Here is a 22,302-nt window from a genome sequence, read left to right on the forward strand (position 1 = left end):
TGTCAGGCGCCGTCCTCCAGGTCGCCCTCGGACTTGAGGTAGACCTCCTGGAGGTCGCGCAGGATGGCGGGGTCGGGGTGCTCCCACATGCCCCGGTTGGCCGCCTCCAGCAGCCGCTCGGCGATCCCGTGCAGTGCCCACGGGTTGGACTTGGCCATGAACGCCTGGTTCTCCGGGTCCAGCACGTAGGTCGCGGCCAGCTTGTCGTACATCCAGTCGGCGACAACGCCGGTGGTGGCGTCGTAGCCGAACAGGTAGTCGACGGTGGCGGCCAGCTCGAAGGCGCCCTTGTAGCCGTGCCTGCGCATCGCGGCCAGCCAGCGGGGGTTGACCACCCTGGCGCGGAAGATCCTGGACGTCTCCTCGGAGAGCGTCCTGGTGCGGACCGCGTCCGGCCTGGTGCTGTCGCCGATGTAGGCGGCCGGGGCCTTGCCGGTGAGCGCCCGTACGGTGGCGATCATGCCGCCGTGGTACTGGAAGTAGTCGTCGGAGTCGGCGATGTCGTGCTCGCGGGTGTCGACGTTCTTGGCCGCCACGGCGATCCTGCGGTAGGCCGTCTCCATGTCCTGCCTGGCGGGGACGCCGTCGACGCCCCGGCCGTAGGCGAAGCCGCCCCAGACCGCGTACACCTCGGCCAGGTCGGCGTCGTCGCGCCAGTTGCGGCTGTCGATCAGCGGCAGCAGCCCGGCACCGTAGGCGCCCGGCCGGGAGCCGAAGATCCGCATGGTGGCCCTGCGCTCGTCGCCGTGCCCGGCCTGGTCGGCGAGCACGTGCGCCCGCACGTAGTTGAGCTCCTCGGGCTCCTCCAGCCCGGCCGCGAGCCGTACGGCGTCGTCCAGTATCGCCACGACGTGCGGGAAGGCGTCGCGGAAGAAGCCGCTGATCCTGACGGTGACGTCCACGCGCGGGCGGCCCAGCTCGGCGGCGGGGATGGGCTCCAGGCCGGTGACGCGGCGCGAGGCCTCGTCCCAGACCGGCCGCACGCCGAGCAGCGCCAGCACCTCGGCGACGTCGTCCCCGGCGGTGCGCATGGCGCTGGTCCCCCACACCGACAGCCCGACCGAGCGCGGCCAGTCGCCGGTGTCGGCGCGGTAGCGCTCCAGCAGGGAGTCGGCCATCGCCTGCCCGGTCTCCCAGGCCAGCCTGCTCGGCACGGCCTTGGGGTCGACCGAGTAGAAGTTGCGGCCGGTGGGGAGCACGTTGATCAGCCCGCGCAGCGGCGACCCGCTCGGCCCGGCCGGGACGTAGCCGCCGTCGAGGGCGTGCAGGATCGCGTCGATCTCGTCGGTGGTACGCGCCAGCCGGGGTACGACCTCGACGGCGGCGAACCGCAGGATCCGCTCCACGGTCTCGAGGTCCGCGCCACGCGCCCGGCTCTCAGCGGCCGGACCGGCCGGGTCTGCCGGACCTCCCGAGCTTTCCGGGCCTGTGGAGCCTGCCGGGCCGTCCCGATGGCCGGTCGCGCCCGCCGAGCCGGTCGAACCGGTCGTGTCGGAGCCGCTACCCGAACCGGTCACGCCGACGTCTCCTGCCGGGGTGTCCGCCCGGCCCAGGACCTCGGCGGTCACCTCCCCCGCCGCCGACGGGTCCCAGCCCCGGTGCTCCATCGCCTCGACCAGGGCGCGGGCCAGGGTCTCGGCCTCGTCGACGCCGATCCGTCCCGCGCTGCCGTCCTCGGCCAGGCCCAGGGCCTCACGCAGCCCGACGAGCGCCTCGCTGCCCGCCCACATCTGCCGGGCGCGGAGCATGGCCAGCACCAGGTCGACGCGCGGCTGTCCCTCGGGGGCGGCCCCCAGCACGTGCAGGCCGTCGCGGATCTGGACGTCCTTGACCTCGCACAGCCAGCCGTCGATGTGCAGCAGGAAGTCGTCGAACTCGGCGTCGTGCGGGCGGTCGGCGACGCCGAGGTCGTGGTCGAGCCTGGCGGCCTGGATCAGCGTCCAGATCTGGGCGCGGATCGCGGGCAGCTTGGCCGGGTCCATCGCCGCGATGGAGGCGTGCTCGTCGAGGAGCTGCTCCAGCCTGGCCATGTCCCCGTAGCTGTCGGCGCGGGCCATCGGCGGGACGAGGTGGTCGACCAGGGTGGCGTGGGCGCGGCGCTTGGCCTGGGTGCCCTCGCCGGGGTCGTTGACGAGGAAGGGGTAGATCAGCGGCAGGTCGCCGAGCGCGGCGTCCGGGCCGCAGGAGGCCGACAGGCCCGCCGACTTGCCGGGCAGCCACTCCAGGTTGCCGTGCTTGCCCACGTGGACCACGGCGTGCGCGCCGAAGCCGTCGGCCAGCCAGCGGTAGGCGGCCAGGTAGTGGTGGCTGGGCGGCAGGTCGGGGTCGTGGTAGATCGCGATGGGGTTCTCGCCGAAGCCGCGCGGCGGCTGCACCATGACCACCACGTTGCCGGAGCGCAGCGCGGCCAGCACGATCTCGCCCTCCGGGTCGCGCGACCTGTCGACGAACAGCTCGCCGGGAGCCGGGCCCCAGTGCTCCTCCATCCGCTCGCGCAGGTCCGCGGGCAGGGTGGCGTACCACTCGGCGTACCGGCTCGCCGCGATGCGCACCGGGTTCCCGGCGAGCTGCTCCTCGGTGAGCCAGTCCTGGTCCTGCCCACCCGCGGCGATCAGCGCGTGGATGAGCGCGTCGCCGTCCTGCCCGGTCACCCCGGGCAGCTCGTCCTCGGCGCCGATGTCGTAGCCGCGCTCGCGCAGCGCGGCCAGCAGCCGTACCAGACTGGCCGGGGTGTCCAGGCCGACGGCGTTGCCGATGCGGGCGTGCTTGGTGGGGTAGGCCGACAGCATCAGCACCAGCCGCCGCTCGGCGGGCGGGATGTGCCGCAGCACGGCGTGCCGCACCGCGATGCCCGCCACCCGCGAGGCCCGCTCGGGGTCGGCCACGTAGACGGTGAGCCCGTCCTCGTCGATCTCCTTGAAGGAGAACGGCACCGTGATGATCCGCCCGTCGAACTCGGGGATCGCGACCTGGGTGGCGGCGTCCAGCGGGGACAGGCCGTCGTCGTTCTCCTCCCAGGAGGCCCGGCTGCTCGTCAGGCACAGGCCCTGCAGGATCGGCACGTCCAGCTCGGCGAGCGCGCCGACGTCCCAGGCCTCGTCGTCCCCGCCCGCCGACGCGGTCGCCGGACGGGTGCCGCCCGCCGCGAGCACGGTCACCACCAGGGCGTCCACCGTACGCAGGACCTCCACCAGGCCGGGCTCGGCGGTGCGCAGGGAGGCGCAGTACACCGGCAGCGCCCGCGCGCCCGCGTCCTCGATCGCCGAGCAGAGCGCCTCGACGAAGGCGGTGTTCCCGGCCACGTGGTGGGCCCGGTAGTAGAGCACCCCGACGACGGGCCCGTCGTCTCCCTCCTGGTCGCGCGCCTCGCGCTCCAGCGTTCCCCACGTGGGGGTGGGCTCGGGCGCGGCGAACCCGTGGCCGGTGAGCAGCAGCGTGTCGGACAGGAAGTGGTGCAGCTCGGTCAGGTTGGCCGGGCCGCCGTGGGCGAGGTAGGCGTGCGCCTCGGCGCAGACCCCGCCGGGCACGGTGGACAGCTCCATCAGCTCGGCGTCGGGCGCCTGCTCGCCACCGAGCACGACGACGGGCCGGGGACCGGCGAGCAGGGCGTCCAGCCCCTCCTCCCAGGCGCGGCGCCCGCCCAGCAGGCGTACCACGACCAGCTCGGCGCCCTCCAGCAGCGGCGGGAGGTCGGCGGCGGTGAGCCTGGCGGGGTTGCCGAGCCGGTAGTCGGCGCCGCTCGCGCGGGCGCTCAGCAGGTCGGTGTCGGAGGTCGAGAGCAGGAGGATCACGCGCCACACTCCAGGAGAGGCAGGGCGGTACGGCCCAGGGGTGCCACTTCGTGGCAGGGGAACGGCGATGCCACGGTGTCCACGGTGTCGCGGGGGAACGGCGAAGAGCGCACGGAGCTTCCTCCCTCGGGGTCCTCGCCCCGGGTCGTCGTCGGCCGCGACGGCTGGAGTCTCCTGGCTCCCGGATCGGTGCTCACCCCGGCCTTCCCGCCCGTCGTCGGACAGTGGCCCGGGTGGGGTTCGCTCCCCGGTTACAGTGGCGGGACCGCGCCGGAATCACACCGGCTTCCTCCCTTTGCCGTCGCCACCGATGACACTACGGCAGTCCGGTTCGTTGCAAGAAACTGGCGTTAACATCCTTCGAGTGTCCATTGCCGACTTTTCCGGACGATCGCGACTCGACGCGTGCCCCGGGGCGCTCCAGGTCCATGCCGCCGCGGACGGCGGCCTGGCCCGCGTCCGCGTGCCCGGAGGTCGCCTCACCCCCTTCCAGCTGCGCGAACTCGCCGAAGCCGCCTCGGCGTACGGCGGCGGCGTCATCGAGCTGACCTCCCGCGCGAACGTCCAGGTGCGCGGCCTCGGCCCGGAGGACCCGGACAGCGGTACGGGCGGCGGTGCGGAGAACGGGTTCGCCGCGCGGATGGCGAGGGCGGGCCTGCTGCCCTCGGCGACACACGAACGGATCCGCAACATCCTCGCCTCCCCGCTGACCGGACTGGACGGACCCACCGGACCGGCCGAACCGACCGGGCCCGCCGCACCGACCGCACCGACCGCACCGGAGTATCCGCGCGGTGGGATCGTCGACGTCACACCGCTGGTCGGCGAGCTGGACCGGCGGCTGTGCTCCCGTCCCGCCCTCGCCGCCCTGCCGGGGCGGTTCATGTTCGCCCTTGACGACGGCCGGGGGGACGTGGCCGGTCTGGGCGCGGACGCGGGAATCCTGCCCACGGGACCGGACGAGGCCGCGCTGATCCTCGCCGGGACCGACACCGGACTGCGCGTCCCGCTCGGCGGAGCCGTGACGGCCCTGCTCGCCGCCGCCGAGGCGTTCCTCGACGAGCTGGCCACCCGGGACGTCACCGCCTGGCGGATCGCCGAACTCCCGGACGGCCCCTCCCTGATCGCCGCCCGGGTGCGAACCGCCCTCGGGATCTCCGGTACGCCTCCATTCACCCCGGTGAGGACGCGGGTCGTGACCCTCTGGCCGGTCGGCGTCATCGGGGGCACCGAAAACAACCTCGGAAACAACCTCGGGAACGCCCCCGGAAACGACCCGAGCAGCGGCATCGGGGACCCGGGCGCGCGGGTCGCGCTCGGGGTGGCGATCCCGCTGGGTCGGCTCACCTCCGAGCTGGCACTGCTGCTCGCGGAGGCCGCCTCGGGCGGGGAGATCCGGCTCACGCCGTGGCGCGGCGTGGTGTTGCCCGGCCTGGACCGTACCGAGGTCGCGGGCACGGCCGCCCGCCTGGAGGCCGCCGGGCTGGTCGTCGACCCCGCGTCGCCGTGGATCGGTGTGACGGCCTGCACCGGCCGTCCCGGCTGCGCCAAGTCCCTGGCCGACGTCCAGGCCGACGCGGCGACCACCATCGGCGTCGCCGTCGGCATGGCGGCCACACCGCCCGGAGACGAGCCATCCGAAAACGAGCTGTCCGGAAGCGAACCGTCCGGGAGCGGGCCGTCCGTGGCCCCGCCGTCCGGGAGCGGGCGGGGCACCGGTACGCTCCCCGTGCACTGGGCGGGCTGCGGCAGGCGCTGCGGCCGTCCGAGGGGGCGGGTCGCGGATGTGGTCGCCACCGGTGACGGCTACCGCCTGGAACTGGACGGCACCGGCCTGACCTGTTCCGGCATCGAGGAGACCGCGGCCGCGCTGGCGGCCGCCAGAGGGGAACTGTGATCGACTACGTCCGCGACGGCGCGGAGATCTACCGCCGCTCCTTCGCCACCATCCGCGCGGAGGCCGAGCTGTCCGGCCTGCCCGCCGACGTCGCCCGGGTCGCGGTCCGCATGATCCACGCCTGTGGAATGGTCGACCTGGTGAGCGATCTGCGCTGGTCACCCGGTGTCGTGGCCTCGGCGCGCGAGGCGCTCCTGGCGGGCGCGCCGGTGCTCTGCGACGCCATGATGGTCGCCTCCGGGGTGACCCGGCGACGCCTCCCCGCGAACAACGAGGTGCTCTGCACCCTCGGTGACCCCCGGGTGCCGGAACTCGCCGCCGAACTGGGCACCACCCGCAGCGCCGCCGCGCTGGAGCTGTGGCGCGACAGGCTCCAGGGTTCGGTGGTCGCGATCGGCAACGCGCCGACCGCGCTGTTCAGGCTGCTGGAGATGGTCGAGGAGGGCGCGGGCCGCCCCGCCGCCGTACTCGGCGTCCCGGTCGGCTTCATCGGTGCCGCCGAGTCCAAGCAGGCCCTCGCCGAGCACCCGGCGAACCTGGAGTACCTGGTCGTGGACGGACGGCGGGGCGGAAGCGCGATGACCGCCGCCGCGATCAACGCGATCGCTAGTGAGGAAGAGTGAGCGACGACGTGACCGGACGCGTGACCGGACGGCTGTGGGGCGTGGGGCTCGGACCCGGCGACCCCGAACTGGTGACCGTCAAGGCCGCCCGCCTGATCGGCCAGGCGGATGTGATCGCCTTCCACAGCGCCCGCCACGGCCGGAGCATCGCCCGCTCGGTGGCCGCCCCCTACCTGCGGGAGGGCCAGGTCGAGGAGGCGCTCATCTACCCGCTCACCACCGAGACCACCGACCACCCGGGCGGCTACCAGGGGGCGATCGACGACTTCTACGCCGCCTGCGCGGTGCGGCTGGCGGCCCATCTGGACGCCGGGCGCGACGTGGTGGTGCTGTGCGAGGGCGACCCGCTCTTCTACGGCTCGTACATGCACATGCACAAGCGCCTGTCGCACCGCTACGTCACCGAGGTCGTGCCGGGCGTGACGTCGGTGAGCGGCGCCTCGGCGGTCCTGGGGCGCCCGCTGGTCGAGCGGGACGAGGTCCTGACCGTGCTGCCGGGAACGCTCCCGGCCGAGGTGCTCGCCGAGCGGCTGGCGTCCACCGACTCGGCTGCGGTGCTGAAGCTCGGCCGTACGTTCACCAAGGTCCGTGACGCGCTGGCCGAGGCCGGGCGGCTCGACGAGGCCTGGTACGTCGAGCGCGCGACCACCGGGCAGCAGCGCCTGGCCCCGCTCGCCGAGGTCGACCCCGGCAGCGTCCCGTACTTCTCGCTGGCGCTGATCCCGAGCCCCGTCAACGCGGCGGGCCCCGCGCCCGCCACCGCCGCCCCGGCCGCCCCGAAGGCGCGCGGCGAGGTGGTCGTGGTGGGGCTCGGCCCCGCCGGGCGGCCGTGGCTGACGCCAGAGGCGCAGGAGGCGCTGGCCGGTGTCGACGAGCTCGTCGGGTACGGCCCCTACCTGGACCGCGTCCCGCCCAACCCGCGCCAGCGCCGCCATCCCACCGACAACCGGGTGGAGGCCGAACGGGCCGCGCACGCGCTGGAGCTGGCCGCGGCCGGATCGAGGGTGGCCGTGGTCTCCTCGGGCGATCCCGGGGTGTTCGCGATGGCCAGCGCGGTGCTGGAGGTGGCGTGCGAGCCGAGGTTCGCGGACGTGCCGGTACGGGTGCTGCCCGGCCTGACCGCGGCGCACGCGGTGGCGAGCAGGGCGGGTGCGCCCCTCGGCCACGACTACTGCGTGCTGTCGCTGTCGGACCTGCTCAAGCCCTGGGAGGTGGTCGCCGAGCGGATCGGTGCCGCGGCGAGGGCCGACCTCGTCCTGGCGATCTACAACCCGGCCTCGAAGAGCCGTACCTGGCAGGTGGCCGCGGCGCGGGACCTGCTGCTGGAGCACCGGGCGCCGGAGACCCCCGTGGTCGTCGGCCGCGACGTCGGCGGGGCCCGGGAGAGCATGACCGTCACCACCCTCGGCGACCTGGACCCCGACGCGATCGACATGCGCTGCCTGCTGCTGGTGGGCTCCTCCACCACGCGGGTGGCCGAGCGGGGTGACGGCAGCCGGGTGGTGTTCACCCCCCGCCGCTATCCCGCCTGACGCACCGGGCCGGGCTGGGCCGAACCGGACCGGACCACACCGAACCGGGTCGCACCAGGACTGGCCGCATCAGGGGGCGGCGGGGGCGGCGTTGAACCGCCGCCCGCCCGCGGCCTCAGTCGTCGAGGAGCCGCCAGGTGGTGAGGGCGACCCCGGCCCGTACCAGCCCGGCGGGCTCGGTGAGTTCGACGCCCAGGGCCTTCCCGATCTGTTCGAGGCGGCGGGAGACGCTGCTGTGGTGCAGGTGGAGGAGGTCGGCGGCCCGGCGCAGGGAGCCGGTGGCGCAGTAGGCGTCCAGGGTGTCCAAGTCCTCCGGGTTGGCGGCCAGCCGGGCGATCGCGGTCACGTCGGCGTTGTCCCGCGCGGCGTCCCGGGGCACCTGCGCGAGCAACGCCAGCACGCCCAGGTCGTCGTGGTGGACGACCGGCCTGCGTGCGGTGGTGAAGCGGAGGGCGGTGCGAGCCTCCCGCCAGGATCGGTCAGGGCTCCCGGCGGCGCCGATGCCCGCGCGCGCGCCCGCAGGGAACCCGGCCGGGTCCACGGTGGTGGCCAGGATGACGCCCACGTCGGCGACCGGTGCCGCCTTCACCGGGCGGGCCGGGCAGATCAGGGCGCCGACCTGGTCGAGCGGGCGCCGCGACCGTACGGCGACGACGCGGATCGGCAGGTCGGCGGCGAAACCCAGGAGCCGCAGGGCCCGGGCCCTGGCCGCCTCGTCGCCGTCGGAACTGACCACCAGCTCGACGAGCGCGGGGTCGGCCATGCTCGTGCGGGCCGGGCCGTACCTCTCGACGACCGCCGTGGCGGCGATGGCGAGCCGGTCCAGCACCAGCTCGTCGAGCGGGCCGGGCGGGCCGGGGCGCTCCAGCCACACCGTGCCGACCTCCTCCCCGTCGAGAACGATCGGCGTCGTGGTGGAAGCGAGTGACGTCGCGCTGGACGCGGACGGCGTCACGGTGGACGCGGATGACGTGCGGTGCTGAGCGCCGAGCCGCTGCCGCAGGCCCGCGAACCGGTCGAGCCGGTACGCCATGACCTGGAGTTCGAGTCCGTCACCTTCCGGCAGGGCGGCCGCGCGGTGATCGACGGCCTGTCGCTGTCCGTACCCGCGGGGCAGCGGCTCGCCGTCGTCGGCCCGTCGGGGGCGGGGAAGACCACGTTGCTGCGGCTGCTCGCCCGCTTCCACGACGTGGACGAGGGCGCGGTGCGCGTGGGGGGCGTGGACGTGCGCGCGATCCGTACCGAGGTGCTGATGGCGCGGATCGCCATCGTCTTCCAGGACGTATACCTCTTCGACGGCACGATCGAGGACAACGTACGCCTGGGCCGTCCCGACGCCGGCGAGGACGAGGTACGGGCGGCGGCGACCGCGGCGCGGCTGGACGAGGTGATCGAGCGGCTGCCCGGCGGATGGGCGGCGAACGTCGGCGAGGGCGGCGCGCGGCTGTCTGGTGGTGAGCGCCAGCGTGTCTCGATCGCGCGGGCGCTGCTGAAGGACGCGCCCGTCGTGCTGCTGGACGAGGTGACCTCCGCCCTGGACCCGGTGAACGAGACGGCCCTCCACGAGGGGGTCGAGCGCCTGATGGCGGGCCGGACGGTGGTGACGGTGGCACATCGGATGCGGACCGTCCGGCGCGCCGACCGCGTCGTCTTCCTGGACGGCGGCCGGATCGTGGAGGAGGGCGGCCACGACGAACTGCTGCGCCGAGGCGGCCGCTACGCCGACTTCTGGGAGATCTCCACGACATCGGCGGGCACCCCCTGACGCCCCCTCAGGAGCGGTCACCCAGGCGGGAGGCGGGCGTGACGTGCCAGGGCCCGTCGATGACCTGGGTGTCACCGGGCGGGGGCGGTCTCCAGCCAGGCGAGCGCGGCCTCGACCGTCGCCACCGAGGCCACCCCCCCGGGCGGGGGCGGGCGGCGCACGATCACGACCGGCAGCCCGAGCTCGCGGGCGGCGAGCAGCTTCGCGGTGGTCATCTCACCGCCGCTGTCCTTGGTGACCACCACCTCCACCCGGTGCTCGCGCATCAGGGCCAGCTCGCCCTCCACGGTGAACGGCCCCCGGCTGAGCAGCACCTCCAGGCGTCGCGGGACGACCGGCCCCGGCATGTCCACCGAGCGGGCCAGGAACCACTGCCCGTCGAGCCCGGCGAAGACCGGCAGGCTGCGGCGTCCCGTGGTCAGGAACACCCGCTCCCCCAGCGAGGGCAGCAGCCCGGCGGCCGCCTCCAGGGAGGGCACCCAGCGCCAGTCGTCGCCGGGAGCCTCCCGCCAGCCGGGCCGCCGCAGGATCAGCAGCGGCAGGCCGGTCCGGCCCGCCGCCTCCACCGCCGAGGCGGTCATCCTGGCCGCGAACGGGTGCGTGGCGTCCACGACGACGTGGACATCGTGCTCCGCCAGCCACGCCGCGAGCCCGTCGGGACCGCCGAAACCGCCCTCGCGCACCTCCCCCACCGGCAGCTTCGGGTCGCGTACCCGGCCCGCCAGCGAGGACACCACGCGCGTCCTCGCGCGACCGTCGAGCGCGGCGGCGAGCCGCCTGGCCTCGTCGGTGCCGCCCAGTATCAGCACGTTAAGTGTGTCCGGTGTGTCCGGCACGCCGTCACCTCGGGACGTGGGGTCAGTCACGGCAGCGGGCGGCCGAGTACAGGTGGCTGTCGGGGAACTCCGAGGCGGTCAGCACCCGGCCGACGACGATCACCGCGGTCCGGAGGATCCCCGCCTCGCGGACCTGCCCGGCGATGTCGGCCAGCGTGCCGCGCAGGATCACCTCGTCGTCGCGGCTGGCCCTGGCCACCACGGCCACCGGGCAGTCGGCGCCGTAGTTGGGGACGAGCTCGGCCGCGACGGCCTCTACGCGCTGCACCGCCAGGTGCAGGACCATCGTGGCCCGGCTGCGGCCGAGCGTGCCGAGGTCCTCCCCCTCGGGCATGGGGGTGGCGCGCACCGAGGTACGGGTCAGCACGACCGTCTGCCCCACCCCCGGCACGGTCAGCTCGCGCCGCAGCGACGCCGCGGCGGCGGCGAAGGCGGGCACGCCCGGGATCACCTCGTACGGCACCCCCTCGGCGTCCAGCCTCCGCATCTGCTCGGCCATCGCGCTGAACACCGACGGGTCGCCGGAGTGCAGCCTGGCCACGTCGTGCCCGGCCCGGTGGGCGGCGACCATCTCCGCGACGATCTCCCCCAGGGCCATCCTCGCGGTGTCGACCAGCCGTGCGCCCGGCGGGCACGACTCCAGCAGCTCGGCCGGGACGAGCGACCCGGCGTACAGGCACACCGGCGCGGACTCGATCGCCCGCTGGCCCCGCACGGTGATGAGATCCGCGGCGCCCGGCCCGGCACCGACGAAACGTACCGTCATCGCTTCCCCTCCGGAGCGGGCGGCTTGACCGCGGTCCAGATCGTGACGGGCATCATGGGCCGCCAGCCGGTGAACCCGCCGACCGGGGCCGCCCTGCTGACCGCGAGCCTGACCATGCCGCCGCCGAGCCTGCCGTGCCAGAGCGCCAGCACCGCCTCGGACTCGACGGTCACCGCGTTGGCCACCAGCCTGCCGCCCGGCCGCAGCGCCTCCCAGCACGCCTCCACCATCCCGGGAACGGTCACCCCGCCGCCGACGAAAACGGCGTCGGGCGTCTCCAGCCCGGCGAGCGCGGCGGGCGCGGCACCGGTCACCACGTCGAGACCGGGGACGCCCAGCGCCGAGGCGTTGCGGACGACCCCGGCCGCCCTCTCCCGACGGGACTCCACCGCGATCGCCCGGTTGTCCGGGTGCGCGCGCATCCACTCGATGCCGATACTGCCCGCCCCCGCGCCGACGTCCCACAGCAGCTCGCCGGGTACGGGCGCCAGCCGGGACAGGGTGACCGCGCGCACCTCGCTCTTGGTGAGCTGGCCGTCGTGCTCGAACGCCTCGTCAGGCAGGCCGGGCAGGCGGGGCAGCGGTACGGTCCCGGCGTCGGCGCGGCACTCCACGGCGACGACGTTGAGGTCGTGGGTCACGGGCGCGGACCAGGCCGCGGCCGTACCGGAGAGCACGCGCTCCCCGGCGCCGCCCAGCCGTTCCAGGACCGTCACCGAGCTAGCGCCGTAGCCCCGCGCCGCGAGCAGCCCGGCGACCCGTGCCGGGGTACGGCCGTCGGCGCTGAGGACCAGGACGCGGCGGCCGTCGTGGACGACCGGGTGCAGCGTCTCGACGGGACGTGCCACGAGGCTGACCACCTCGACCCGGTCGGCCGCCCACCCGAGCCTGGCGCAGGCCAGGGAGACCGACGACGGGTGCGGCAGGACCCTGACCCGGTCCGCGCCGAGCAGCCGCACCAGGGTCGTGCCGATGCCGTGGAACATGGGATCACCGCTGGCCAGCACACACACCCTGCGCCCCCGATGGGAGTCGATCAGCGCGTGCAGGGCCGGGAGCAACGGCGAGGGCCAGACGACCCGCTCGACACCCGGTTCCACACCGGACCCGGCATCGAACCCGGCCCTGCGCTCGGCGTCGCGCTCGACACCGACCTCGGCGCCCGGTTCCACACCGTGCCCGATCCCGGACCCGATCCCGGTTTCGACGCCGTGCCCGGCACCGGATTCGGCACCGGATTCCGGGATGAGCCCCAGCTGCCGGGCGCCGCCCATCAGGACCTCGGCGGCGCGCAGCTCGCGGCGCGCCGCCTCGGAGAGACCGGCCCAGCCGTCGTCCCCGACGCCGACGACGGTGACGACGGCGGTGACGGGGTCAAGGGTGGCGAGGGCGGCGAGGGCCGCGAGGTCAGGGGCGACAGGGTCAGACATTGCCCAGCACCCGGGTGATGCGGATCTCGACCACGACGCGGGCGGGATTCACCCGGGGCGCGCGGTAGCGCTCGGTGTAGCGGCGCTCGGCGTCGGCGACCGACTCGGGGTCGGTACGGACCACCGCGCGCCCCTCCAGGGTCGACCAGCGCCTCCCGTCCACCTGGCAGACCGCGACGGCCGCGCCCTCGTCCCCCGCCGCGAGCACGTGGCGGACCTTGTGCGACCCACCCGAGGTGATCACCCTGGCGATCCCCGCGTCGGCGTCCAGTGTCACCCCCACCGGGATGACGTGCGGTGTGCCGTCGGCGCGCACGGTACTCATCGTGCACAGGTGACGCTCCCGCCAGAAGGCGCGGAGGTCCTCCCCGAGTTCCTTCAACAGCCGATCCTTCCCCGATACCGTTCCACCGGGCGACATGGTAGCCCCGGACCGCGTCCACCACCGGCCCCGGCCACCGCTCACGCCGCCTACGGTCTCCCCCTCCCCCGCCGGGCCGGTGCCGGTCAGTCCTCCGCGACGGGCCGGTCGCGCTCCTCCTCGTAGGCCCGCAGGACCTCCTCACGCCGCTCCGCCGGGAGCCGGTCGATGTAGAGGCGGCCGTCGAGGTGGTCCGTCTCGTGCTGCAGGCACCGGGCCAGCAGCCCGGTGCCCTCGACCGTCAGGGGCACCCCGGTGACGTCGACACCGTGCACGACCGCCCGGTCGGGCCTGGCGAGCGACGCCCGCTGTCCCGGCACCGACAGGCAGCCCTCCTCGTAGTCCGCCAGGGTGCGCGTGGCGGCCTCGGGCAGCACCAGGACGGGGTTGACCACGACGCCCTTGCGATATTCCTCGGTGTCGTCCGGGCAGTCGTAGACGAACACACGCAGGGGGACCCCGATCTGGTTGGCCGCGAGCCCCACGCCGTCGGCGGCGTACATGCTGGCGAACATGTCGTGCACCAGCGTGGCCAGGTTCTCGTCGAAACGGGAGACCGGCTCGCAGGGCCGGTGCAGCACCGGGTCGCCGACGTGACGGATGGGCGCGGGACGGCCCTCTCCACTCACCTCCACCGCTCAGCCCTCCGGGGTGAGGACGACGTCGGGCGTGACCCTCACGGCGACACACCGATCATCCGGAGCCCGGAGCCGTTCCCTGACCTCTTCACCGAGTTCTCCCACCGGGACCTCCACGTTGTCGACAATGCCCACGAGGCCATCGAACATCATGTACGCCCGGCAGCTTCCCCTGACCCCGGGAAACCGCCGGGCACGCGCCCGGCCCGGGGCGGGCCGGAGCTCCAATCGATTACTCGGCGTTGACTATTGATTACTCTGCGTGTTACCACTTGACCCGGCATTCCGGTGGCGACCTGAGGGGATCGATGTCGTTTCTCGACCGGTACGAATCGGCGGCGGAGGATCGGCGGGCCGCCCTGGTCGTCTCCTGGATCCGCGACGAGTGGCGAGAGTTCTTCGCCGAGCTGCGGGAGCGGCGGCCGATCATGCACACGCCGCTGCTCACCCTGATGACCCGCTTCCCCGACGTCGTCGAGGTGCTGTCGCGCGAGCGCGTCTTCACCGTCCGGCTCTACGCCCCGCGCGTGGACCCGTTCCTGGGCGGCGGCTTCATGCTGTCGCAGGACGACACGCCGCTGCACTGGGCGGAGCGGGGGCTCATGCAGAGCGTGCTGCCCGTCCAGGACGTGCCCCGGGTCCGTCGTATGGCCGCCGGCTTCGCCGACGAGGCCCTGGACCGCGCCCGGCCCCGCGGGCGGGTCGAGGCGGTCGCGGAGCTGGCCCGCCACGTCCAGCTGCGCGTCTGCCGCGAGTACTTCGGGCTGGCGGGCATCGGGCTCGACGAGCTGTCCGCGTGGTCGCGGGCGGCCCAGAGCGACATCTTCCGGAACCTGCACGGCGACCCCGCGGTCCACGCCGCCTCGCTGGACGCCGGAGCCCGGCTGCGCGACCGGCTCCACGACGTGATCGACGACCGGCGGGCCCACCTCGACCGCGGCGGGGCCGTGCCCGACGACGTGCTGACCCGCCTGCTGCGCGGCAGGCCGCCGGAGGAACTCGCCTTCGGCGACCGGCGCGTACTGGCCAACCTGGCCGGCCTGCTCGTCGGGTCGGTGGAGAACACCGCGCGGGCCGTGGCCGGGGCGACCGGGGAGCTCCTGTCGCGAGACGGCGGGAGAAGGGCGGCCGTCGCCGCGGCGGCGGAGGCGGACCCGGCGCTCTTCGACGCCCACGTCTGGGAGGCCCTGCGGTTCGCCCCGCCCAACCGGACGATCTTCCGCCTGTGCGAGAGCGACCACGTGCTGGCCGCGGGCACCCCGCGCGCGACGCTCGTCCCGGCGGGCACCCTGGTCTTCGCCTGTGTCGCCTCGGCGATGTTCGACGCGGACGCCGTACCCGAGCCCGACGCCTTCCGCACCGACCGCCCCTCCCACACCGGCCTGCACTTCGGCCAGGGCCCGCACCTCTGCCTGGGACGGCACCTGGGCGCCGCGATCGTCCCGGAGGTGGTGCGGCGCGTCCTGCTGCGCCCCGGGGTGCGCCCGCTCCCCCGGGCCGAGGCCGGGATCCGCTTCGGCGACGCCCCCTCCCCCGCTCCCCCTCTTCCCCTGCCGGGACACCCCAGGCAGGCGGCATCCTGGTAGGCATGAGTTATCGCATATGCGTGGTGTGCATGGGGAACATCTGCCGCTCCCCCATGGCCGAGGTCGTGCTGAGGAAGACCCTCGACGATCACGGTCTCGGTGACCTCGTCACGGTCGACAGCGCGGGCACCGGCGGCTGGCACGAGGGCGGCCCGATGGACACGCGGGCCGCCCAGATGCTCTCCGACCACGGCTACGACGGCTCGGAGCACCGGGCCCGGCAGTTCCTGAGCGACTGGTACGACCGGGTCGACCTGGTGCTCGCCATGGACGCCCACAACCTCGGCGCCCTGCGACGCCTGGCCCCCGAGGGCGCGGACGTGCGCCTGTTCCGCTCCTTCGACCCCGCCGCCCCCGAGGGCGCCGAGGTGCCCGACCCCTACTACGGCGAGCGCGAGGGCTTCGCCGAGGTGCTGGAGATGGTCGAGGCCGCCTCCAAGGGCCTGGCCGAGCACCTGGTGACCACCCTCAAGTAGATCCTCCCGTCAGGTCTTCCTCGACGGAATCTCGCCCGCGCCACCGCCTTTACAATGTAGATCAAAGAGTGGCCTCCCCAAGCCGCCGTCCGCCCCGGCCGGGTGCGTGCCCCCTGACAGTCAACCCCGGCGCGGGAGGGTCGGCCCCGGGGATGACATCCCACGGGAGGAGGCGGGGGCGTGAACCCGGCGGATACGGTCTCCTGGTGGACCTCACCGTGGACGACTCGCTCTTCCCGCGGCACTGGAGCCGCGGCCGGCTCGTCCGCCTCGACGCCCTGGGGGCGGCGGGGTACGCGCTCACGCTGCTGCTGTTCGGCGCCGGGCCTCCGGACCCGGCGGTGCCCTGGTGGGCGGAGCCGCTGATCCTGGCCGGGACCGCCCTGCCGCTCGCGGTGCGGCGGCTGTGGCCGCTCACCGTCTTCTGCGCCGTTCTCGCGACCTCGCTGCTCTCCCTCGTCCTCCTCGGCACGGTGCACGACAGGTTCGCGGCGGCGGCCTTCGCGCTCTACCTGGTGGCCCTCACCCGGCCCCGGCCCCGGCGGGAACCCACGATCGCGATCGGCGCCTGCGGCGCGGTGGCCGTCCTGCTGCTGTCGGCGGCGGGCACCCCCGCCTCGGCGCCCGGCGTCGTCGGGCCGCTGCTGGTGGGGGTGGCGTTCATGGGCGGCGCCTGGATCGCGGGCCGCGCCGTGCGCGAGCGGCGGGCGTACACGGCACGGGCGGCCGAGGAGCTCGCGGGCCGGGCGGTGGCCGAGGAGCGGCTGCGGATCGCCCGCGAGCTGCACGACGTGGTGGCGCACAGCATGAGCCTGATCGCGGTCAAGGCGGGCATCGCCAACCACGTCGCCGCCGTACGGCCCGGGGAGGCCACGGACGCGCTGCGCGTCATCGAGACCACCAGCAGGAGCGCCCTGGCCGAGATGCGCCAGCTGCTGGGAGTCCTCCGCTCCGACCTCGACGCGCCGCCCGCCCTCGCCCCCTCCCCCGGTCTCGCGGGTCTCACCGGCCTCGCGGAGCGGGCGTCGACGGCCGGGGTACGGGTCGAGCTGGACGTCCGGGCGGCCGGCCTGCCCGAGGGGGTGGAGCTGTCGGTCCACCGGATCGTCCAGGAGGCGCTGACCAACGTCGTCAGGCACGCCGCCCCCGCCCGGTGCCGGGTCTCGGTCGAGGCGTCCGGGGGCGAGGTCCGGGTCGAGGTCGCCGACGACGGCCGCGGCGAGCGGACGCCGCCCGGCGGGCCGGGGCACGGGCTGATCGGGATGCGCGAGCGGGTGGTCATGTACGGCGGGAGCTTCACGGCCGGGCGCCACCCGGAGGGCGGGTTCAGGGTCTCGGCCCGCATCCCGTACGGGGAGGCACGCGTGCCGGACGAGGAGACGCGTACACCGCACGGGGAGACACTCGTGCCGGACGGGGAGGCGGTGTGATCCGGGTGCTCGTGGCCGACGACCAGGCGCTGGTGCGCGGGAGCTTCCGGGTGCTGGTGGACACCGCGCCCGACCTGGTGACGGTCGGCGAGGCCGGGACGGGCGCCGAGGCGGTGGAGCTGGCGCGCGACGGGTCGCCGGACGTGGTGCTCATGGACGTGCGGATGCCGGAGATGGACGGCATCGAGGCGACCCGCCGCATCTGCGGCCCGGCGGGCGTTCCGGGGGTGCGGGTGCTCATGCTCACCACGTTCGACCTGGACGAGTACGTCTACGCGGCGCTGCGGGCCGGGGCAAGCGGCTTTCTGCTCAAGGACACCCCGCCGGGCGACCTGCTGGCCGCGATCCGGGTGGTCGCCTCCGGTGAGGCGCTGCTCGCGCCGACGGTGACGCGCCGGCTCATCGCCGAGTTCTCCAGGCGCCCCGAACCGGCGCGCCCGGTGGCCCGCGGGCTCGACGGGGTCACCGGGCGGGAGCTCGACGTGCTGGAGCTCATCGCCAGGGGACTGTCCAACACGGAGATCGCCGATCGCCTGTCCCTGAGCCTGGCGACCGTGAAGACGCACGTGGGCCGCCTGCTCGGCAAGCTCGGCGCGCGTGACCGGGCCCAGCTCGTCATCGTCGCCTACGAGACGGGCCTGGTCACGGCGGCGCGCCCGCCCCGCTAGACCGCACGGCCGAGCGCGGACCGGGGCGGGACCGGGCGCGCCTCGAAGCACGGACCGCGCCTCGGAGCACGGACCGCGCCTCGAAGCACGGACCGGCCTCGGAGCACGGACCGGCCTCGGAGCACGGACCGCGCCTCGGAGCACGGACCGGCCTCGGAGCACGGACCGCGAAACGAGACCGGGCGCGCGGCGGAGCGGGAACCGTGAAGCGGGACCGGTCAGCGGGGCTCGCCGGTCCCGGTCGCGCGTTCCAGCACCTCCAGGACGGTCCCGGCGAGCAGCGTGAGCTTGTAGTGGTCACGGGCCGCCGGAGAGCATCGGGCGGTGGCCAGCCCGGCCGCCCGGTCCAGGGGTTCGCCCGCCAGGAGCGCCTCCTCGACCTCGGGCAGACGAACGGGGACGCGGGCCACGCCCCCCACGGCCACCCTGGCGAAGGTGATCCTCCCCTCGTCGACGACCAGCCGCGCCGCCGCCTCCACCAGCGGCCACTCGGCCTCCGACCTGCTGATCGCCCGGTGGTAGGCGGCCCGCTCCCCCGGCACGGGCGGCGGCAGGACGACCGAGAGCAGGATCTCCCCCGGGGACAGCAGGTGGTCGCGGGACGGGTCGGAGCCGTCCCCGTACAGGTCGGCGATCGGGAACGCGTCCCTGCCGTGCGCCTCGGCGGAGGCGTCGCAGGCGAGCAGGGCCACCGCCAGCGACGACGGGTGCGGCGCGACGCACGGGCCGCTGTCGACGATCGCGGCGTTCGGGGCGAGCCCGGCGCGGGCCGGGCAGTGGTCGCCGCCGTTCTGGTGGCAGGAGAAGGCCGGGTTGCGGAAGTACGCGCAGCGGTTGCGCTGCAGCAGGTTGCCGCCGAGAGTGGCCACCTCCCGGATCTGGGGGGTGGCCAGGCCCGCCGCCGTCAGCGCCAGGCAGGGGTGGGCACCGGCCAGGCGCGCGTCGCGGGCCACCCGGGCGACCGTGGTCAGCGCGCCGATCCGGGCGGAGCCGTCCGCCTGCCAGGTGATGCCGGACAGGTCGGGCAGGCCGCGCAGATCCACGTGCGGCCCCGCCGCGCGGCGGCCCATCAGGTCGGTGCCTCCGGCGCGGAACTCGCCGCCGCGCCGCACGGCCTCGCCGAGGTCGGTGAGTACGGTCATCGAACGCCTTCCAGTGTGAGATTCCAGTGACGGTGCTCCGGAGAGAAGACCGTCGGGTGCCCCTCCGCGCGGCCCGGGGCAAGGTCCGGCTCCGAAACCAGGCCCGGACCCAGATCCGGCAATCGCCGCCGCAGCGGGAGGATGATCACCGGCCGATCCCCTCAAGGAGCCGGTCGGGGCGGATGGGCAGGTCGTGGGGGCGCCAGCCGGTGGCGTTGTGGACGGCGTTGCCCACCGAGGCGGCCACGCCGACCGTGGAGATCTCGCCGACCCCGACGCCGTTGCCGGTGACGTGGTCCCACCCTTCCTGGTGGAAGTGCACGGTGATCTCGGGGGTGTCACCGATGCCGGGGATGCGGTAGTCGTCGAGGTTGGCGGTGAGCACGGTTCCCGTCACCGGGTCGACCAGGCGCTCCTCGTACAGGGCGTAGCCGATGCCCTGCACGACGCCGCCCTCGCACTGGCTGCGCGCCAGCCGCTCGGCGTAGATGTGGCCGACCGCGATCCCGGCCCACACCCGCAGCGGCCGGACGGCGCCCAGGCGGGTGTCGACCTCGACCTCGGTGACGTGGACGGAGCCGCTGAACCCGCGGCCGATCGCCATGCCGCCCACCGGGAACGGGGTGACGTAGCCGCGCCGGTCGCGACGGCGCCCGCCGACGACCTTGGCGCCGTCGGTCACGCCCAGCTTCCGCAGGCGCCGCGCGGCGTCGCGCGCGGCGGGGGCCACCGAGGCCGTGGTGCGGCTGCCGATCGAGGGCGGCCCGTACACGGTGCCCGTCCTGCCGATCTCGACGCGGACGCGTTCGGCGGGCAGCCCCAGCTCCTCGCGTACGACGTCGGCGATGACGGTGCGGATGCCGGTCCCGATGTCCTGGGTCGTGGTGCGGGCCACGACCACGTCGCCCTCGACGCGCAGCTCCACCTCCGTGCCGGGGTCGAGCATGTAGGCCCAGTTGGCGGCGGCCACCCCGACGCCCCGGCGGAAGCGGCCCGTCTGGGAGCCGGCGCGCGGCCTGGTCGTCCATGCGGGCAGGGCCGCGGCCAGGTCGTAGAGGGCGTGCCGTTTGCGGTTGCCGTCCCAGCGGCGGCGCAGCGCGATCGGGTCCTCGCCCCGGCGGTGGGCGGCCTCGTCCACCGCCTGCTCCAGCGCCCAGAGCATGGGCGGCGCCCCCGGCCCGCGGAACGGGGTGCCGGGCGGCTCGTTGGTGACCACGTCGTAGTCGCGGAGCCGCCGGGGCGCGGTGCCGTACATGAGGCGGGCCATCACCGCGACGGCCGACCCGATGGCCACGCCGCCGCGCCCGTGGACGTCCATGGTGAGGGCGGCGAGGTCGCCCCGGTCGTCGGTGAGCAGTTCGAGGGTGGTACGGGTGCCGGGGCGGTTGCCCGCGTCGGTGAGCTCCTCGGCGCGGCTGAACACCACGCGCACCGGCGCGCCCCAGGCCCGCGCGAGCTCGACGGCGGCGATCGTCTCCGCGCCGACGCCGTTCTTGGCCCCGAAGCCGCCGCCGACGTGTTCGGCGACGACGTGGACCCGCTCGGCGGGCAGGTCCCACCGCTTGGCGGCCTGCTCGGCGGCCACGCCCACGGTCTGGGTGGACAGGTTCAGGTGCAGGTCGCCCCCGGCGTCCCAGCGGGCGACGCAGGCGTGCGGCTCCAGCGGGGTGTGGACCTGGACGGCGGTGGTGAACGTGCCGGTCACCAGGCGGGGGTCGGCGTCGCGCCTGGCGGCCTCGATCCGCTTGACGGCGGTGCGCCCGCGCCAGCTCGCCCTGGTGAAGGGGCCGCGCACGTTGCCGTCCCAGCCGCCGGGCAGTTCCATCCCCTCGCTGGAGCTGGGGACGTGCTTCCTGGCGGCCTCGTCGTAGACGGGCGGGGCGTCCGGCGCGTCGTCGAGCGCGGCGGGCATCGGGTCGTAGCCGATCTCCGCGGCCTCCGCGATCGCCAGCGCCTCGCGGCGGGTGGGGGCGGCGACGGCGGCGACGGGCTGGCCCGCGTAGCGGACGGTACGGTCGGGCGGCAGCAGGTCGACCACGTGGGCGGCGTCCACCGTGACCGAGGTGACGCGGGCGTGCGCCCTCGCGGAACGGATGATCACCCCTTCCAGCTGGCCGTCCAGGCGCACGTCGGTGGTGTAGCGGGCCCGGCCGGTGACCTTGTCCATCGCCTCCACCCGGGCGGGCTCCCCCTCGGCGCCGTCGTGCTCTCCCCGGCAGGCGGCGGCGATCGCGGCGTAAATGCCCTCGTACGCGCCGCACCTGCACAGGTGACCGGCGAGGGCGGCGGCGATCCGCTCGCGCGGCGGCGCGACGTCGCCGTGCTCGGCGCGCCAGGCGTCGACGAAGGCGGCCCCCTCCACCGCGAATCCGGGCGTGCAGTAGCCGCACTGCAGGCCGTCGTGGGCCGCGAGCGCCCGCTGGACGGGGTGGTCGAGGCCCTCGACGGTGGTGACCTCGCGATCCTCCAGCGCGGCGGACGGCAGCAGGCAGCTCGCCTGGGGCACCCCCTCCACCATGACCGTGCACGCGCCGCAGACGCCGGTACGGCAGGCGGCCTTGGTGCCGGTGAGGCCGAGTCCGTCCCGCAGGACGTCCACGGCGGCGTCGTCGGGGCCGGCGTCCACCGTGGCGGGCAGCCCGTTCACCGTGATCTTCATAGCTCTCCGGTTGACGTCGTCAACATCATGTTGACAGTGTCAACCAGGTACGTTGACGTTGTCAACTACGGATACCCGGGAAGGAGGACCCACGTGGTCGACGACACCAGGACGCGCCTGGTCGACAGCGCGCTGAGACTGCTGCGCGAGGGGGGCCTCGACGCGGTGACGCTGCGCGCCGTCGGCGACCTGACCGGCCTGTCCCGTACGGCCCCCTACCGGCACTTCGACGACAAGACCGCGCTGCTGGCCGCGCTCGCCGTCCGGGTCATCGCCGACCTCAGCGCGCACGTCGCCGCGGCGATCCTGGAGGGGACGAACCCGCGCGACCGGTTGCGGGCCTTCTACCTGAGCTACGTCGAGTACGCCACGACGCACCGCGAGGAGTACCGGCTGGTGTTCGCCGCGGAGTTCCTCGCCGGGCACCACCCGGAGCTGGAGACGGCGATCGACCAGGTGACGACCGCGCTCGGCATCCAGGGCCCTTGGGACGGGCCCGCGCCCAAGGCCCGGGTGATGGCCCTGCTCTCGACCGCCCACGGCCTCGCGGAGTTCGCGGTGGCGGGGCAGTTCACGCACAAGGAGATCGGCTACGAGGACATCGTCGACGTCCTCGTGGCCCGCGACGGCGAGCCGTGACGG

Annotated in this window: 18 protein-coding genes and 1 riboswitch; of the genes, 9 read left to right on the plus strand and 9 right to left on the minus strand. The window is 74.8% G+C overall.

Annotated elements, in window-relative coordinates; all coding sequences use genetic code 11:
• Positions 1-2 precede the first annotated feature (2 nt).
• Positions 3-3,791, minus strand: coding sequence for a cobaltochelatase subunit CobN (gene cobN, locus ACFYWM_RS09820; RefSeq protein WP_389911406.1), 3,789 nt, complete (start codon positions 3,789-3,791; stop codon positions 3-5).
• 167 nt (positions 3,792-3,958) lie between these two features.
• Positions 3,959-4,083, minus strand: a riboswitch (cobalamin riboswitch).
• A gap of 72 nt (positions 4,084-4,155) precedes the next feature.
• On the opposite strand from cobN, the gene ACFYWM_RS09825 reads away from it, so the two are divergent.
• From ACFYWM_RS09825 to ACFYWM_RS09835, 3 genes are read left to right on the plus strand one after another with little or no spacing between them, the layout of a single operon-like run.
• Complete coding sequence (locus tag ACFYWM_RS09825; protein ID WP_389911409.1) at positions 4,156-5,688, plus strand: precorrin-3B synthase; 1,533 nt, start codon at positions 4,156-4,158, stop codon at positions 5,686-5,688.
• A complete protein-coding gene (locus ACFYWM_RS09830; RefSeq protein WP_389911412.1) occupies positions 5,685-6,311 on the plus strand; it encodes a precorrin-8X methylmutase in 627 nt (208 codons plus the stop codon). The genes ACFYWM_RS09825 and ACFYWM_RS09830 overlap by 4 nt, the downstream gene beginning before the upstream one ends.
• A gap of 20 nt (positions 6,312-6,331) precedes the next feature.
• Positions 6,332-7,843 carry a precorrin-2 C(20)-methyltransferase gene (locus ACFYWM_RS09835; protein ID WP_389911919.1) on the plus strand — a complete coding sequence of 504 codons (1,512 nt, stop codon included), beginning with the start codon at positions 6,332-6,334 and terminating at the stop codon, positions 7,841-7,843.
• 115 nt (positions 7,844-7,958) lie between these two features.
• Here ACFYWM_RS09835 and ACFYWM_RS09840 read toward each other — a convergent pair whose 3' ends face one another.
• Positions 7,959-8,798, minus strand: a complete 840-nt coding sequence (locus tag ACFYWM_RS09840) for a PucR family transcriptional regulator (protein ID WP_389911414.1) — start codon at positions 8,796-8,798, stop codon at positions 7,959-7,961.
• A 21-nt stretch (positions 8,799-8,819) separates the two neighbouring features.
• Between ACFYWM_RS09840 and ACFYWM_RS09845 the strand changes: the two genes are divergently transcribed.
• Positions 8,820-9,608, plus strand: a complete 789-nt coding sequence (locus ACFYWM_RS09845; protein ID WP_389911417.1) for an ABC transporter ATP-binding protein — start codon at positions 8,820-8,822, stop codon at positions 9,606-9,608.
• A 71-nt stretch (positions 9,609-9,679) separates the two neighbouring features.
• Here ACFYWM_RS09845 and ACFYWM_RS09850 read toward each other — a convergent pair whose 3' ends face one another.
• From ACFYWM_RS09850 to def, 5 genes are all read right to left on the minus strand, one after another.
• On the minus strand, positions 9,680-10,444 hold the full coding sequence (locus ACFYWM_RS09850; RefSeq protein ID WP_389911420.1) for a cobalt-precorrin-6A reductase: 765 nt from the start codon (positions 10,442-10,444) through the stop codon (positions 9,680-9,682).
• A gap of 22 nt (positions 10,445-10,466) precedes the next feature.
• Positions 10,467-11,210 carry a precorrin-4 C(11)-methyltransferase gene (gene cobM, locus ACFYWM_RS09855; RefSeq protein WP_389911423.1) on the minus strand — a complete coding sequence of 248 codons (744 nt, stop codon included), beginning with the start codon at positions 11,208-11,210 and terminating at the stop codon, positions 10,467-10,469.
• Complete coding sequence (gene cbiE / locus ACFYWM_RS09860) at positions 11,207-12,640, minus strand: precorrin-6y C5,15-methyltransferase (decarboxylating) subunit CbiE (RefSeq protein WP_389911426.1); 1,434 nt, start codon at positions 12,638-12,640, stop codon at positions 11,207-11,209. Before cbiE ends, cobM begins: the two co-directional genes overlap by 4 nt.
• Entirely contained in the window at positions 12,633-13,061 is a 429-nt protein-coding gene (locus tag ACFYWM_RS09865; protein WP_389911429.1) for a pyridoxamine 5'-phosphate oxidase family protein, read from the minus strand. The genes cbiE and ACFYWM_RS09865 overlap by 8 nt, the downstream gene beginning before the upstream one ends.
• An 86-nt stretch (positions 13,062-13,147) precedes the next feature.
• On the minus strand, positions 13,148-13,696 hold the full coding sequence (gene def, locus ACFYWM_RS09870) for a peptide deformylase (protein ID WP_389911431.1): 549 nt from the start codon (positions 13,694-13,696) through the stop codon (positions 13,148-13,150).
• 311 nt (positions 13,697-14,007) lie between these two features.
• Between def and ACFYWM_RS09875 the strand changes: the two genes are divergently transcribed.
• From ACFYWM_RS09875 to ACFYWM_RS09890, 4 genes are all read left to right on the plus strand, one after another.
• Positions 14,008-15,285 carry a cytochrome P450 gene (locus ACFYWM_RS09875; RefSeq protein ID WP_389911434.1) on the plus strand — a complete coding sequence of 426 codons (1,278 nt, stop codon included), beginning with the start codon at positions 14,008-14,010 and terminating at the stop codon, positions 15,283-15,285.
• A 2-nt stretch (positions 15,286-15,287) separates the two neighbouring features.
• A complete protein-coding gene (locus ACFYWM_RS09880; protein WP_389911437.1) occupies positions 15,288-15,761 on the plus strand; it encodes a low molecular weight protein-tyrosine-phosphatase in 474 nt (157 codons plus the stop codon).
• Between the two features lie 206 nt (positions 15,762-15,967).
• Positions 15,968-17,191 (plus strand): sensor histidine kinase, encoded by a 1,224-nt coding sequence (locus ACFYWM_RS09885; RefSeq protein ID WP_389911439.1) that lies wholly within the window; start codon positions 15,968-15,970, stop codon positions 17,189-17,191.
• Positions 17,188-17,859 (plus strand): response regulator, encoded by a 672-nt coding sequence (locus ACFYWM_RS09890; protein ID WP_389911442.1) that lies wholly within the window; start codon positions 17,188-17,190, stop codon positions 17,857-17,859. The genes ACFYWM_RS09885 and ACFYWM_RS09890 overlap by 4 nt, the downstream gene beginning before the upstream one ends.
• A 218-nt stretch (positions 17,860-18,077) precedes the next feature.
• On the opposite strand, the gene ACFYWM_RS09895 is transcribed toward ACFYWM_RS09890, so the two are convergent.
• Both ACFYWM_RS09895 and ACFYWM_RS09900 read right to left on the minus strand, forming a co-directional pair.
• Positions 18,078-19,001, minus strand: coding sequence for an FAD binding domain-containing protein (locus ACFYWM_RS09895; protein ID WP_389911444.1), 924 nt, complete (start codon positions 18,999-19,001; stop codon positions 18,078-18,080).
• Between the two features lie 145 nt (positions 19,002-19,146).
• The gene (locus ACFYWM_RS09900) at positions 19,147-21,660 is read right to left on the minus strand and encodes a molybdopterin-dependent oxidoreductase (RefSeq protein ID WP_389911447.1); all 2,514 of its coding nucleotides are present in this window, start codon (positions 21,658-21,660) and stop codon (positions 19,147-19,149) included.
• A 93-nt stretch (positions 21,661-21,753) separates the two neighbouring features.
• Between ACFYWM_RS09900 and ACFYWM_RS09905 the strand changes: the two genes are divergently transcribed.
• Positions 21,754-22,299, plus strand: coding sequence for a TetR/AcrR family transcriptional regulator (locus ACFYWM_RS09905; protein WP_389911449.1), 546 nt, complete (start codon positions 21,754-21,756; stop codon positions 22,297-22,299).
• Positions 22,300-22,302: the final 3 nt, after the last annotated feature.

This window comes from Streptosporangium sp. NPDC002721, from assembly GCF_042888905.1.
Taxonomy (GTDB): domain Bacteria; phylum Actinomycetota; class Actinomycetes; order Streptosporangiales; family Streptosporangiaceae; genus Streptosporangium.

Bases quoted from the DNA above. Each gene is read 5' to 3' on its own strand.
- ACFYWM_RS09895 (WP_389911444.1), bottom strand. From the start codon at position 19,001: ATGACCGTACTCACCGACCTCGGCGAGGCCGTGCGGCGCGGCGGCGAG.
- cobM (WP_389911423.1), bottom strand. From the start codon at position 11,210: ATGACGGTACGTTTCGTCGGTGCCGGGCCGGGCGCCGCGGATCTCATC.
- ACFYWM_RS09865 (WP_389911429.1), bottom strand. From the start codon at position 13,061: ATGTCGCCCGGTGGAACGGTATCGGGGAAGGATCGGCTGTTGAAGGAA.
- cbiE (WP_389911426.1), bottom strand. From the start codon at position 12,640: ATGTCTGACCCTGTCGCCCCTGACCTCGCGGCCCTCGCCGCCCTCGCC.
- ACFYWM_RS09880 (WP_389911437.1), top strand. From the start codon at position 15,288: ATGAGTTATCGCATATGCGTGGTGTGCATGGGGAACATCTGCCGCTCC.
- ACFYWM_RS09900 (WP_389911447.1), bottom strand. From the start codon at position 21,660: ATGAAGATCACGGTGAACGGGCTGCCCGCCACGGTGGACGCCGGCCCC.
- ACFYWM_RS09875 (WP_389911434.1), top strand. From the start codon at position 14,008: ATGTCGTTTCTCGACCGGTACGAATCGGCGGCGGAGGATCGGCGGGCC.